General features: G+C 71.7%; 8 protein-coding genes. 3 read left to right on the top strand and 5 right to left on the bottom strand.

What is annotated here, in order from left to right:
• Positions 1-197 precede the first annotated feature (197 nt).
• The 5 genes from JXZ78_RS10825 to hisC all read right to left on the bottom strand — a co-directional run bounded on the left by JXZ78_RS10825 (position 198) and on the right by hisC (position 9,895).
• Positions 198-1,877 (bottom strand): sensor histidine kinase, encoded by a 1,680-nt coding sequence (locus tag JXZ78_RS10825; protein ID WP_238782829.1) that lies wholly within the window; start codon positions 1,875-1,877, stop codon positions 198-200.
• A gap of 338 nt (positions 1,878-2,215) precedes the next feature.
• Positions 2,216-5,935, bottom strand: coding sequence for a thiol reductant ABC exporter subunit CydD (gene cydD / locus JXZ78_RS10820; RefSeq protein WP_030022906.1), 3,720 nt, complete (start codon positions 5,933-5,935; stop codon positions 2,216-2,218).
• Between the two features lie 81 nt (positions 5,936-6,016).
• Entirely contained in the window at positions 6,017-7,018 is a 1,002-nt protein-coding gene (gene cydB, locus JXZ78_RS10815) for a cytochrome d ubiquinol oxidase subunit II (protein WP_030022908.1), read from the bottom strand.
• A 9-nt stretch (positions 7,019-7,027) separates the two neighbouring features.
• Positions 7,028-8,536 carry a cytochrome ubiquinol oxidase subunit I gene (locus JXZ78_RS10810; protein ID WP_030022909.1) on the bottom strand — a complete coding sequence of 503 codons (1,509 nt, stop codon included), beginning with the start codon at positions 8,534-8,536 and terminating at the stop codon, positions 7,028-7,030.
• Between the two features lie 279 nt (positions 8,537-8,815).
• The gene (gene hisC / locus JXZ78_RS10805) at positions 8,816-9,895 is read right to left on the bottom strand and encodes a histidinol-phosphate transaminase (RefSeq protein WP_030022910.1); all 1,080 of its coding nucleotides are present in this window, start codon (positions 9,893-9,895) and stop codon (positions 8,816-8,818) included.
• A 612-nt stretch (positions 9,896-10,507) separates the two neighbouring features.
• Here hisC and JXZ78_RS10800 point away from each other — a divergent pair.
• From JXZ78_RS10800 to JXZ78_RS10790, 3 genes are all read left to right on the top strand, one after another.
• Positions 10,508-11,608, top strand: coding sequence for a LacI family DNA-binding transcriptional regulator (locus JXZ78_RS10800; protein WP_030022912.1), 1,101 nt, complete (start codon positions 10,508-10,510; stop codon positions 11,606-11,608).
• Positions 11,609-11,999: 391 nt separating this feature from the next.
• On the top strand, positions 12,000-13,178 hold the full coding sequence (locus tag JXZ78_RS10795) for a metallophosphoesterase (protein WP_030022914.1): 1,179 nt from the start codon (positions 12,000-12,002) through the stop codon (positions 13,176-13,178).
• A 204-nt stretch (positions 13,179-13,382) separates the two neighbouring features.
• Positions 13,383-14,288 (top strand): ABC transporter permease, encoded by a 906-nt coding sequence (locus JXZ78_RS10790; RefSeq protein ID WP_030022915.1) that lies wholly within the window; start codon positions 13,383-13,385, stop codon positions 14,286-14,288.
• Positions 14,289-14,378: the final 90 nt, after the last annotated feature.

Below are 14,378 nucleotides of genomic sequence, written 5' to 3'. Positions count from 1 at the left end.
ATCGTCCGCGAGGCTCCGAACGGAGCAATCCGCCTCCCACGGAATGGCCGGAATCAACCGCTCCAGCAACCACAACAGATCACTCGAATACCGGTTGAACCGTACGGAGGTATCCCGGCCGGCCCGTCCGGGCGCGACCCGGGTACGACCACCGATCCGCTCCCGTCTCCCCCACCGCCCCTTCCGCCCCGTCCGCCCTAGAGCGGCGCCTCCCACGTCACCATCGTCCCCGCACCGCCCTCCCCCAGCCCCGGCCCGTACGTGCTGGACCCGCCCAGCGACTCGGCCCGCTTCGCGAGGTTGCGCAGGCCGCTGCGCCGGCCGCCGTCCGGAATGCCCACACCGTCGTCGGCGACCGTCAGCCGTACGCCGTCCCGGCCGTCCGGCAGCTTGATCATCGAGTCGACGACGACCTCGATGCGCGAGGCGTCCGCGTGCCGGAACGCGTTGGACAGCGCCTCGCGCAGCGCGGCGATCAGGTTTTTGCCGGTCAGCTCGCCGACGCGGGCGTCCACCGGGCCGATGAAATTGGCCGACGGCTGGAAGCCGAGCGGCACGGCGGCGGTGCCGATCTCCCGCAGGACCCGGGTCCGCAGCCCGGACGGCGCCTCGGCCGGGCCCTGTTGCAGCGCGAAGATCGCGGTACGGATCTCCTGGATGGTGACGTCGAGCTCGTCCACGGCCTTGCCGATGCCCTCCTGCACCTCGGGCACGACCGACCTGCGTTGCGCGCTCTCCAGCATCATCCCGGTCGCGAAGAGCCGCTGGATGACCAGGTCGTGCAGGTCGCGGGCGATCCGGTCGCGGTCCTCGTAGACGGCCAGCCGCTCGCGGTCGCGCTGCGCGTCGGCCAGCACGAGCGCCAGCGCGGCCTGGGCCGCGAACTGGGTGGCCAGCGTACGTTCGGCGGTGGTGAAGGGGCGGTCGCCGCGCTTCCGCGGCGTCGCCAGCGTGCCCAGCACCCGGCCGCCGCTCTTGAGGGGCAGCAGCATGCTGGGGCCGAAGCGCGGCGCGACGCCCGTGACCATCCGCGGGTCGGTGGCCGAGTCCTCCACGAACACCGGCCCACCGGCCAGCAGTTGCGCGGCCACCGGGCTCTCGGACGGCATGTGGGTGCCGATGAGTCCGGCGGGATCGTCCGCCGACGCCGCGACGATCTCCAGTCCGCCGTCCGCCGCGGGCAGCAGCACGATGCCGGCCGCCGAGTCGGCCAGCTTGCGTGCCTGTTCGGCGACGACCGCGAGCGCGTCGTCCACGTCGCTGCCGGCCAGCAGCGCGGTGGTCACCGCGGCCGCACCGTCGATCCACCGCTCCCGCTGCCGCGTCGCCGCGTACATCCGCGCATTGCCGATCGCGATGCCGGCCTCGGTGGCGAGCACCCGCACCATGTGCAGATCGCCCTCGCTGAACTCCCCGCCCCCACGTTTCTCGGTCAGATAGAGGTTGCCGAAAATCTCCCCCTGGACGCGGATCGGCACCCCGAGGAAGGTCCGCATCGGCGGGTGCCCCGGCGGGAAGCCCGCCGACCGCACGTCCTGGGTCAGGTCCGCCAGCCGCAGCGCCTTCGGATCGTGGATGAGGGCGCCGAGCAGTCCCTTGTGTCCGTCGGGCAGCGCGCCGATCCGGGCCCGCTCCTCGGCACTGACCCCGTACGTCACGAAGTCCGACAGACCCTCGCGCGCCTCGTCGATGATCCCGATCGCGGCGTAACGGGCGTCGGCCAGCTCGGCGGCGGTCTCGACGATCCGGTCCAGGGTGATGTGCAGGTCCAGGCCTGCGCCGACGGTACGCATCGCCTCCAGGAGCTGCGGTACCCGTGCGGTCAGCTCGGTCGACAGGCCCTGGAGGCTGCGGGTCGCCTCGGTGGCCGCTTCCATGGGATCGGGAGCGGGACCGGTGTCGGGAGCGGGGCCGGGACCGGGCGCGGTCGCACCGCCGGAGCCGGTGGGCGCCGCACCGGCACCCACACCGGAACCCGTGCCGGTGGACGCCGCCCCGGCACCCGCGCCGGTGGGTTCCCCGGTGCCCATGGGGTCTGAGGGTCCTGTCGTGACTGCCATGGGACGAGCCTAATAGTCGCTTTCCTGATGAAAGCCTTCTATGCGGCAATTCGGACGCCGGACCGGACCACCCCGGACCGCCCCGGGCTGCCACGTCACCCCGGTCCGGACGTCCGCCGCCACCGTACGCAGCGGCCGCCGGCACCCGTCGTTCTTCAGCCGTTCACCGGGCCGGCCCCCACGCCCACCGGACGCGCGTCCGCCGCACCCCGGCCCCCGGCCCGCGCGTCCACCGCCCGCTCACGCTCCCGCATCCGGCGGAACGGGCCGTCGGCCGCCGCCAGCTCCTCGTACGCGCCGCGCTGGACGGGCCGCCCCGCGTCCAGGACCAGCACCTCGTCGACAGCCTCCAGGCCCTCCAGCCGGTGCGTGATCAGCACGGTCGTACGGCCCTCGGTCGCGGCCAGCAGGTCGGCGGTCAGCGCGTCGGCCGTGGCCAGGTCGAGGTGTTCGGCAGGCTCGTCCAGCACCAGGACCGGGAAGTCGGCGAGCAGCGCGCGGGCCAGCGCGAGACGCTGCCGCTGGCCGCCGGAGAGCCGGGCACCGTGCTCGCCGACCATCGTGTCCAGCCCGTCGGGCAGCGACCGCACCCAGTCGGCCAGGCGGGCCCGCGAGAGCGCGTCCCACAGGTCGTCCTCGCCCGCTCCGGGCCGCGCGAGCCGCAGGTTCTCCCGTACCGAGCTGTCGAAGAGGTGCGCGTCCTGCGCGCAGAGGCCGACCTGCCGCCGTACGGCGTCCCCGTCCGCTGCCGCCGCGTCCACACCGTTCAGCGTGTACGAGCCGGACTCCCGGTCCAGGAAGCGCAGCAGCACCTGGGCGAGCGTCGTCTTGCCCGAACCCGACGGTCCGACCACCGCCAGCCGCCGCCCGGCGGGGAGGGTGAAGCCGACACCGTTCAGCGCGGGCACCCGCTGGCCGGGGTACCGGGCCGTGAGCCCTTCCACGACCAGCGGGAACGGGGAGTCCGGCACCGGTACGGCCACCGCGCCGGCCGGTTCGGTGACCGGCTCCGGCGCGTCCAGCACCTCGAAGACCCGCTCGGCCGCCCGCCGCGTGCGCTGCCGGTACTGCACGGCGAGCGGCAGCCCCGCGACGGCTTCGAAGGCGGCGAGCGGAACGAGCACCACGACGGCCAGGCACACGCCCTCCAGCCGCCCCTCGTGGACGGCCCGCACACCGACGACGGCCGCCGCGGCCACCGTCAGCCCGCACAGCAGCGCGGACAGTCCGGCTCCGGCACCGGCCGCGGCCGCCGAGCGGGACGCGATCCGGGTCAGGTGACGGTCGGCGCTCCGAGTCCGGTCGATACGGGACGTGAGCGCGCCGGACACCGTCAGCTCGGCCGTGCCGGTGAGCAGGTCGAGGACGTGGGTGGAGAGCGCGCCCCGGGCGGGGGAGAGCTGCCGCTCGGCGCGGCGCGCGAGCACGGCGGACAGCGCGGGCACTCCCACGCCCGCCAGCAGCAGCCCGGCAGCGAGGATGGCGCCCGCCTCGGGCAGCAGCCAGGCGGTGAACCCGACGGAACCCACGCCGACCAGCACGGCCGCTCCGACCGGCAGCAGCCACCGCAGGAAGTAGTCCTGTACGGCGTCGACATCGGCCACCAGGCGCGACAGCAGGTCGCCGCTGCTGCGCGACCGCAGCCCGGCGGGCGCCAGGCGTTCCAGGCGCCGGAAGACGGCCACCCGTACGTCCGCGAGCATCCGGAAGACGGCGTCGTGCGCCACCAGCCGCTCCGCGTACCGGAACACGGCCCGGCCGATGCCGAAGGCCCGCGTCGCCGTGACCGCCACCATCAGGTACAGGACGGGCGGGTGCTGCGCCGCCCGGGAGATGAGCCAGCCGGACGTCGCCATGAGGCCGACGGCGCTGCCCAGCGCCAGGCTGCCCAGCAGCAGCGCCAGCCCGAGCCGGCCCCAACGGGCCCGCGCCAGGCCCCGCAGCCGCGCCAGCGCCGGACGCCGGGTACCGGCCACGATCTCCGGACCACCCGGACCACCCGGACCACCCGGACCACCCAGGCCGTCATCCGGGCCGTCCTCGGACCCCGACGCTGCAAGATCGTCGCGTACGGCTTCCCGGGCACTCTCCCGCACGGGGCCCGAGGACGCGGCGGGCTCTGTGGACACGGTGGTTTCCGTGGGAGAAGCGGACTCCGTGGGAACGGCGGGCTTCCCGATCCCCACGGGCGCGCCGGACGCCATAGGCCGCCCGCCCCCATCGGCCCCCTCCGCGGCCACCGGTCCCGCCAGCCGCACCGTACGATCCGCCACCGCCAGCAACGCGGGCCGGTGGACGACCAGCAGCACCGTGCGGCCGGCCGCCAGGCGGCGTACCGCGTCGACGATGCCTGCCTCCGTCTCGCCGTCCAGGTTCGCGGTCGGCTCGTCGAGCAGCAGGACCGGGCGGTCGGCCAGGAACGCGCGGGCCAGGGCCAGGCGTTGCCGCTGCCCTGCCGACAGCCCGGTTCCGCCCTCGCCGAGCACGGTTTCCGCGCCGTCGGGCAGTGCGGAGACGAAGTCCAGGGCCCCGGCGTCGCGGAGCGCGGCCCGTACCGCCGCGTCGTCCGCGTCGGGGCGGGCCAGCCGCACGTTGTCGGCGATCGTGCCCGCGAAGAGGTACGGACGCTGCGCCACCCAGGCGATCTGCCGCCGCCAGTCCTCCGGATCGACGGTGGCCAGGTCGCGGCCGCCGATCCGTACCCGTCCCGCCGCGGGTACGGCGAAGCCGAGAAGGACGTTCAGCAAGGTCGACTTGCCCGCGCCGGAGGGGCCGACGACGGCCACCGTCTCACCGGGCCTGACCTCGAACGACGTCGCGGGGAGCGAGGGTTCGGAGCGGCCGGGGTGGCGCACGACGAGTCCCTCGACGGACAGTGCGGTGCTGTCGGGAGCGGGCTCGCCGCCCGTCGTGCGCAGCGGTGTCTCCAGCACCGCGAAGATCTCCTCGGCGGCCGCCAGCCCCTCGGCGGCCGCGTGGTACTGCGCGCCGACCTGCCGCAACGGCAGATACGCCTCGGGCGCCAGGATCAGCACCATCAGACCGGTGTACAGGTCCAGGTCGCCGTGCACGAGCCGCATGCCGATGCCGACGGCGACCAGCGCGACCGAGATCGTGGCGAGCAGTTCCAGCGCGAAGGAGGAGAGGAAGGCGATCCGCAGGGTGCCCAGCGTGGCGCGGCGGTACTCGCCGGTGATGGAACGGATGGCCGCGGCCTGTGCCTTGGCCCGGCCGAAGACCTTCAGTGTGGGCAGCCCGGCCACCACGTCCAGGAAGTGGCCCGACAGCCGGGACAGCAACTGCCACTGGCGGTCCATGCGGTTCTGGGTGGCCCAGCCGATCAGGACCATGAACAGCGGGATCAGCGGCAGCGTCACGACGATGGTCGCGGCCGCGATCCAGTCGCCGGTGACGATCCGCGCCAGCACGGCGACCGGTACGACGACCGCCAGGCCCAGCTGCGGCAGATAGCGCGCGAAGTAGTCGTCGAGGGCGTCGATGCCGCGGGTGGCGAGGGCGGTGAGTTCCCCCGAACGCTGGGTGCTCAGCCATCCCGGGCCCAGCCCGGCCGCCGCCCGCGTCAGCAGCCGCGTACGCAGCTCGGACTTGACCGCCGCGCTCGCCCGGTGCGCGGCCAGTTCCGTCAGCCAGGCCACCAGGCCCCGTCCGACGGAGACCAGGGCAAGCAGCACCACCGGTGTGCTCAGGTCGCCGAGATCGAGGTCGCGCTGGAAGGCACCGACGACGATTTCGGCGATGAGCATGGCCTGGCCGATGACCAGACCCGAGCCGGCCAGCCCGAGGACCACCACCGCGGCGAGGAAGAACCGGGTGGCGCGGGCGTACCGCAGCAGGCGCGGGTCGACGGGTTTCACGTGAAACAACCTCTCCCGGACGGAAGTTGATCAGCCGGTGTCGGCCGGTGGGGTCCCGCCGGGACCCCACCGGGGGGCTGCCTAGTGGGCGTCGGCGATGTGCTGCGTACCGATCCGCTTACGGAAGACCCAGTAGGTCCAGCCCTGGTAGAGCATGACGATCGGGGTGGCGATGCCCGCGCACCACGTCATGATCTTCAACGTGTACGCACTGGACGAGGCGTTGGAGACCGTGAGGCTCCAACTCTCGTTCAGCGAGGAGGGCATCACATTCGGGAAGAGCGTCAGGAACAGCATCGCGACCGCGGCGACGATCGTGACGCCGGAGAACGCGAACGACCAGCCTTCCCGTCCGAGATGGTTCATCACCAGCCCGGCGACCAGCGCCACCACCGCGACGGCCATCGCGACCAGCGACGAGGTGTCGCCCTTGTCGAGCTGGGTCCAGCCCAGGAAGACGATCGCCAGCACGGCGGCGGCCAGGCCCAGGACGGTGGCCGTCCGGCGGGCCCGTGCCCGGATGTCGCCCAGCGTCTTCAGCGAGGCGAAGACCGCGCCGTGGAAGGTGAACAGGGTCAGCGTGACCAGGCCGCCGAGCAGGGCGTACGGGTTCAGCAGGTCCAGGACGCCGCCGACGTACTCCTTGTGCGCGTCGATTGGCACGCCCCGCACGATGTTGCCGAAGGCGACGCCCCACAGGAACGCGGGGAGCAGCGAGCACCAGAAGATCGCGTGCTCCCAGTTGCGCTGCCAGCGCTCCTCGGGCCGCTTGACGCGGTACTCGAAGGCGACACCGCGCACGATCAGGCAGACCAGGATGAGCAGCAGCGGCAGGTAGAAGCCGGAGAACAGGGTGGCGTACCACTCCGGGAAGGCGGCGAAGGTCGCGCCGCCCGCGCTGAGCAGCCACACCTCGTTGCCGTCCCAGACCGGGCCGATGGTGTTGATCAGGACCCGCCGCTCGCTCCGGTCGCGGGCGAGCAGCTTGGTCAGGACGCCGATGCCGAAGTCGAATCCTTCGAGGAAGAAGTACCCGGTCCACAGCACGGCGATGAGTACGAACCAGACGTCATGGAGTTCCACGGTCGCCTCCTAGTACGAGAAGGCCATCGGCCGGTCGGCGTCCGCGTGGTCGCCGCCGATCTTGGTGGGCGGGTTGAGGTCGTCGTCCGTCAGCTCCGGCGGCCCGGCCTTGACGTACTTGACCAGCAGGCGGACCTCGATGACCGCGAGGATCGCGTACAGCAGGGTGAAGACGGTCATCGACGTGATGACCTCGCCCTGCGAGACGCCCGGGGAGACCGCCGAGGAGGTCTTCAGGACGCCGTACACCGCCCAGGGCTGGCGACCCATCTCGGTGAAGATCCAGCCCCAGGAGTTGGCGATGAGCGGGAAGCCGAGGGTGACGAACGCCAGCGACCAGTAGAGCTTGCTCAGGCGGACGCCGAGCACCTTGTTCTTGGTGAGCACCAGGTGGGGTGGCTCCTCGTCCCCCGTACGCAGCCCCGGCGAGAGCCAGAACTTCTTACGGGTGAGCCAGAGCCCGGCCAGGCCGATGGCGAACGAGGCCATGCCGAAGCCGATCATCCAGCGGAAGCCCCAGTAGGCGACCGGGATGTTGGGCCGGTAGTCGCCGGGCCCGTACTTCTGCTGTTCGGCCTTGTTGACGTCGTTGATGCCGGGGACCGGCGTGGAGAAGTCGTTGTGGGCGAGGAAGGAGAGCAGCCCGGGTATCTCGATGGCGACCTTGTTGTGGCCCTTGTCGACGTCACCGTAGGCGAAGACGGAGAACGGCGCCGGGCCCTCCTTGTCCCACAGCGCCTCGGCGGCGGCCATCTTCATCGGCTGCTGCCGGAACATGACCTTGCCGAGCTGGTCGCCGCTGATCGCGGTGAGCGCGCCGGCGATGACCAGGGTGACCAGGCCGAGCCGGAGCGAGGTGCGCATCACCTTGACGTGCTTCTTGCGCATCAGGTGGTACGCGGCGATGCCGACCATGAACGCTGCGCCGGTCAGGAAGGCGGCGGTCAGCGTGTGGAAGACGACGACGAGCGTGGTGTCCTGGGTCAGCACCTTCCAGAAGTCGGACAGCTCGGCGCGGCCGTTGGCGGCGTTGTACTTGTAGCCGACCGGGTGCTGCATCCAGGAGTTGGCCGCGAGGATGAAGTACGACGACAGGATGGTGCCGATCGAGACCATCCACATGCAGAAGCAGTGGAGCTTCTTGGGCAGCTTGTCCCAGCCGAAGATCCACAGACCGATGAAGGTGGACTCGAAGAAGAAGGCGATGAGGGCCTCGAACGCGAGCGGGGCGCCGAAGACGTCACCGACGAACCGCGAGTAGTCCGACCAGTTCATACCGAACTGGAACTCCTGGACGATGCCGGTGACGACGCCCATCGCGATATTGATCAGGAAGAGCTTGCCCCAGAACTTGGTGGCCTTGAGGTACTGCTGCTTACCCGTCCGCACCCATGCGGTCTCCAGCCCGGCCACCAGCGCGGCGAGGGAGATCGTGAGGGGGACGAAGAGGAAGTGGTAGACGGTCGTGATGCCGAATTGCCATCGCGCCAGGGTCTCTGGCGCCAACGCCAGGTCCACGTCGGGTCTCTCCTTACGTCGCCGTGTGCTGTCTACGGCTGCTTCGCCCCGATTTGTCCCGATGGAAGCGGTACATAAGGGGCGCGCTTGTGAACGCGTTCACATTCACAAGCAATTATCACCCATGGCTGGTTTTTGATCCTGACGGGGGGTGCGTGACGACCGTCACGCCCGGGAAAAGTGCCGCGTGGCCCTTTCCCCGCACTTCGGCAGACAGCAGAGCGGGGGCGTGCGCCCCTAGGCACACGCCCCCGCTCGGTGGTATCGGCTACCCGCCGCTCACAGCTCCTTGCGGAACTGCTCGGCAGCCTGCAGGAACAGGTCCATCGCCGCCGTCTCGCCGATCGTCACGCGCACACCCTCGCCGGCGAAGGGGCGCACCACCACGCCCGCCTTCTCACACGCCGCCGCGAAGTCGAGCGTGCGCTCGCCCAGCCGCAGCCAGACGAAGTTCGCGTGCGTCTCGGGGACCGTCCAGCCCTGCGCGGTCAGCGCCTCGCAGACCCGGGCCCGCTCCGTGACCAGCGCGTCCACCCGTTCCATCAGCGCGCCCTCGCTGCGCAGCGACGCCACCGCCGCCTCCTGTGCGAGCTGGCTCACGCCGAACGGCACGGCCGTCTTGCGCAGCGCGGCCGCCACCGGCTCGTGGGCCACCGCGAAGCCGATCCGCAGACCGGCGAGTCCGTACGCCTTGGAGAAGGTCCGCAGCACGCAGACGTTGGGGCGGTCCCGGTACAGGTCCAGGCCGTTCGGTACGTCCGCGTCGCGGTTGAACTCCTGGTACGCCTCGTCCAGCACGATCAGGATGTCGCTGGGCACCCGGTCCAGGAACGCCTCCAGCTCCGCCCGGCGGACGACGGTGCCGGTGGGGTTGTTGGGGTTGCAGACGAAGATCAGCCGGGTCCGGTCGGTTATCGCCTCGTACATCGCGTCCAGGTCGTGCACCTCACCGGAGGTCAGCGGCACCTGCACGGGCGTGGCCCCGGCGACCTGGGTCACGATCGGGTACGCCTCGAAGGAACGCCACGCGTAGATCACTTCGTCGCCCGGCCCGGCCGTCGACTGCACCAGCTGCTGGGCCACGCCCACCGAACCGGTGCCCGTCGCCAGGTGCTCGACCGGCACCGAGAAGTGCTCCGACAGCTCGGCCATCAGACCCGTGCAGGCCATGTCCGGGTAGCGGTTGAAGGCCCCGGCCGCGGTCACCGCGCTCTCCAGGACGCCGGGCAGCGGCGGGTACGGGTTCTCGTTGGAGGACAGCTTGTACGTGACGGGGCCGCCCGTCGCAGCCGGCTTGCCGGGCTTGTAGGTGGGGATGCCGTCCAGCGCAGCGCGCAGCTTCGGGCTCTTCTCGCTCACCGCAGGTTCCTCCTCGACCGTGCCGTCCGTCTCCAATACTGCACACCTTATGAGGATTGCTCCGTCAGGCGTAGGCCTCGGCCGGATCGGATGCCGTCTCCGGGGCCGCGCTCCGCCTTCCTGCTTCGCGTTCGCGCCGGGGCCCGGCGTCGGATGCCGGAAGCGGGGCGGCCACTCCGCCCCCGGCGGATCATCCGCCCTCGTAGCTCACGCCGCCCCCCGACGGACCCCCTCCTCCCTGTGGCCCGCCTCACCACAGACGGTCCCCCCTGCCGGGAAGATCGTCCGTGCAGGAGGAAAACCCCTCCTGAAGATCGCCCTCGCACCCCGTCACCACCGCGCACAGCCCTTGGGGAGCGCTACGCCCTGCGTCACGCGCCGGTGGCTCGCGCCGTGGCGCGCATCCCTCGTGAAGGTGACTTGAGACCGCTTCGAGACCTGGACCAATCCGCCGACGACTCCCGACGTTCCTCCGACAGTCGCCGGTGAACACCCCCAACTCCCTTCGTTTCACAGGGCATAAGGGGCATGCGTCCATGCAGAAACGTGCCTTTCCACTGCCGCACACAGCGCCCCGCGAAAGGACCGCCCGAGCCCTACTATCGGCTCGCCATGACAGCAGCAGGGAAGCACCAGGTGAGCCGGTCTACCGGTCGCCGGCTGGGGCGGGCAGGCATCCGGGACGTGGCCGCCGCAGCCGGGGTATCCATCACGACTGTCTCCGACGCGCTCAACGGCAAGGGCCGGCTTCCGGATGCCACCCGTCGCCACGTCCGCGAGGTGGCCGACCGGTTGGGTTACCGCCCTTCCGCCGCCGCCCGCACGCTCCGTACCGGCAAGTCCGGGCTCATCGGCCTGACCGTCACCACGTACGGGGATGAACCTTTCACCTTCACCGAATTCGCGTACTTCGCGGAAATGGCCAGAGCCGCCACCTCGGCGGCGCTCGCCCGCGGCTACGCCCTCGTCATCCTGCCCGCGACCTCCCGCCACGACGTCTGGTCGAACGTCGCCCTCGACGGCACCGTCGTCATCGATCCGGCCGACGGCGATCCCGTCGTCACCGAGCTCGTACGGCACGGCATCCCCGTCGTCTCCGACGGCCGCCCCGGCGGAACCCTCCCCGTGATGGGCTGGGTCGACAACGACCACGAGGCGGCCGTACTCGGCCTCCTCGACCACCTCGCCGACGCCGGCGCCCGCCGCATCGGCCTCCTCACCGGCACCACCACCGACACCTATACCCGGCTCTCCACCACCGCTTACCTGCACTGGTGCGAGCGCGTCGGACAGGACCCGGTGTACGAGTCCTACCCCGCGCACGACCCGTGCGCGGGCGCGGTGGCCGCCGACCGCCTGCTGGCCCGTCCGGACCGTCCGGACGCGGTGTACGGCCTGTTCGACCCGAACGGGACCGACCTGCTGGCGGCGGCCAGACGCTACGGCCTGCGCGTCCCCGAGGACCTGCTGCTGGTCTGCTGCAGCGAGTCCACGGTCTACGCCACGACCGAACCACCGATCACCACCCTCTCCCTCAAACCCCGCCGGATCGGCACCGCCGTCGTCCAGCTCCTCATCGACGCCATCGAAGGACTGGACAGCGGACGACCGGTCGAGCAGGTGATACCGACCGATCTGATCGTGCGGACCTCCTCCCAGCGCAGGTCCACACGGACGACCGTCAGTCCGCCGCGGGGGCCGTCCGGGGCCTGACCTCGCCGGTCACCGCGGAGGCCCCTCCGGGTCCGACCGTCACACGTACGAGCGGCCGTGTGGACGCGCCTTTCGCGTCCGCACGGCCGGAGGTGTGTCCGGACGAGGTGTCGGGCCGGAGCACCCCGCCGAGCACCCACCGGGCGACTTCGGCACGTCGTACCGTCCTCCCGCCATCGCCGCGCCGCCCGCCCGCCACCCGGCCGCCCGGGATAAAATCGGGTGGATCCCGGAGAAAACGGCAGCGAACACCGGGCGCCGAGCGATTGACCACCCCCGGGTGCGTCACAACCCGCGAGCGGCATTCCTATGATGGGCGCACGACACCACGGACCGCCGTCGACCAGGCAAGGTCCGCGAGGTGCACGGCGGCGCGACGGTGGAGGGGTCGATGACTCAGGGGGCCAGTGTGGGACCCATGGTGCGGACCATGCCGGCACAACCTCCGGCTCCGGGGCAGCCGCCTGCTCCGCCGGTGCCCACGGCACCCGCGGTCCCCCCGCAGCCGACGGCTCCTCCGGCGTCCGTGGGCGCGTCCGCCGCTCCGCACGGCATGCCGCCCGAGTACACGCCCACGGAACGCTCCCTTCCGGTCATCGGCGCCGGCGCCCGGGCCGACGTCCCCGGTGGCGCCGAGGGCCGTACGGACCTCCCGCCCGTCACCCGTACGGACACCCTCATCGACCGCCCGACCGTCGACCTGGCGGCGGTGCCCGAGTCGGCCGTTCCGGCCGCCGAGCAGCAGGAAGGCGGCGGACCGCTGTACGTCGTCGGTGACGTGCACGGCTACTACGACGAACTGCGCGAGGCGCTCGCCGCCGAGGGCCTCATCGACGCCGACGGCCAGTGGGCCGCCGGCAACGCCCGCCTGTGGTTCCTCGGCGACTTCACCGACCGCGGCCCGGACGGCATCGGCGTGATCGACCTGGTCATGCAGCTGTCCGCCGAGGCCGCGGCGGCCGGCGGCTACTGCAAGGCTCTGATGGGCAACCACGAACTGCTGCTCCTCGGCGCCAAGCGGTTCGGTGACACCCCGGTCCAGTCCGGCGCCGGCACCGCGTCCTTCCAGGCCGCCTGGCTCCTCAACGGCGGCCAGAAGACCGACATGGACCGCCTCCAGGACCACCACCTGCAGTGGATGGCCCGGCTGGACGCCGTCTCGGAGGAGGACGGGCACCTGCTCGTGCACTCCGACACCACGGCCTACCTGGAGTACGGCGACTCCATCGAGGACGTCAACGACACCGTCCACGACGTCCTCACGCGCAGCGACGCGGACGAGGTCTGGGACCTGTTCCGCAAGTTCACCAAGCGGTTCGCCTTCCGCGACGAGGAAGCCGGCCCGATGGCCGTACGGGAACTCCTCGACACCTACGGCGGCCGGCGCGTCGTGCACGGCCACAGCCCGATCCCGTACCTCCTCGGCGAGGTCGGCGGCGAGGACGACGAAGGCGAGGGCATCGCCGTCGACGGCCCGCACCTCTACGCCGACGGGCTGGCCATCGCCATGGACGGCGGGATCACCATGGCCGGAAAACTACTGGTCGTACAACTTCCCCTGACTGCCTGACCGTTATCCGGGCAGGGGTAGCGGCAGGTAGGGAAGTGGCGCAGCGGGGTCCGAGCCACGCAGGAGCGGTCCTTATTTCCGCAAACACCCTGTCACCCCGTGCCGGAGGCGCTCTACCATCGGTCTATCCGTAGCAGGCTCTCCTCCGTTTCCGCCCACTGCCCGGCCCACGCCGGCCTGTACGGCCCTACGGAGCATCGGGGGATGCACATGAACAGCGCTCCGCACCTGCTGAGCGAGGACCGCGCGGAGTTCGCGCGGCTCCTCGACGAGGCGCTGCGCACCGCGGAATACCGACCGGAGATGACCTCCGCGGCGGCGAAGCACCTCAACACCGAGCAGTTGCGCACCATGGCGCTCAGCGCCACGTCGGCCATCGCGGCATGCGCGACGGCCGAATACCGACACTATGTACGGCTCCGCGAGGAGCTGCGCGCTCCGGCGCCCGCACCGGACGCCGGCGGCGTGGAAGGCCGTGAGGAGAAAGGCGCTTCCGCGGGCGGACCGGGGATCGACCTCGCCACGACCGTGGGCGAGGTCGCCGAACCGGCCGGTGCCGGACTGGCCGCGATGCTCGCGGTGCTGGCCCCGGTACTGGCGGGGATCGCCGCCGTCCTGTTCCTGGTCATCGGGTACGTCCTGCGGACGATCGGTACCGACCCGGCCGCCGCCCAGCCGATGATCAGCGTCGGCTGGATCTTCGCGGCGATCACCGCCGCGGGGGCACTCGTCGCCATGGCCAGCCTGGTCCACGCGGCCTGGCGCAACGGCTCCACCTCGCTCCGCGCCCCACGCACCGGTGACGGCCGGGGCGCCCGGGACCGGGAGGTGGACCTCGCGCGGGACGCCTGGCGGCAGGCGCTCCTGGAGCGCGGCATACTGCCGTTCCTGCGCGAGGCCCTGTCCGACCCGGCCGGCGTCAACGGCCACGGTACGGCCCGGTACGTGCCGCGCCGTGGCGTCGACGGCGGCCGTATCCCGACCCTGGGCTACTCACGGCCCGACTTCACCAGCCCGGACGGCGGCCCGCCCGCCGCTCCCCGACCCAGGTTCACCAGCCCGGACTTCACCAGTCCCGATTACGGAGGTCCGGATCACCATCCTGAATAGCGCCCATGCACGACGACCGAGGGGGCCCGGGTCCGGGCCCCCTCGGTGTGTGCTGCGTACGGAGGATCACTCTCCCCAACGGGGAGCACT

The organism is Streptomyces monomycini, from assembly GCF_022271435.1.
Lineage (GTDB): Bacteria > Actinomycetota > Actinomycetes > Streptomycetales > Streptomycetaceae > Streptomyces > Streptomyces monomycini.
Note: the sequence above shows the minus strand (reverse complement) of the source record. Positions and strands in the feature narration are given on the sequence as shown.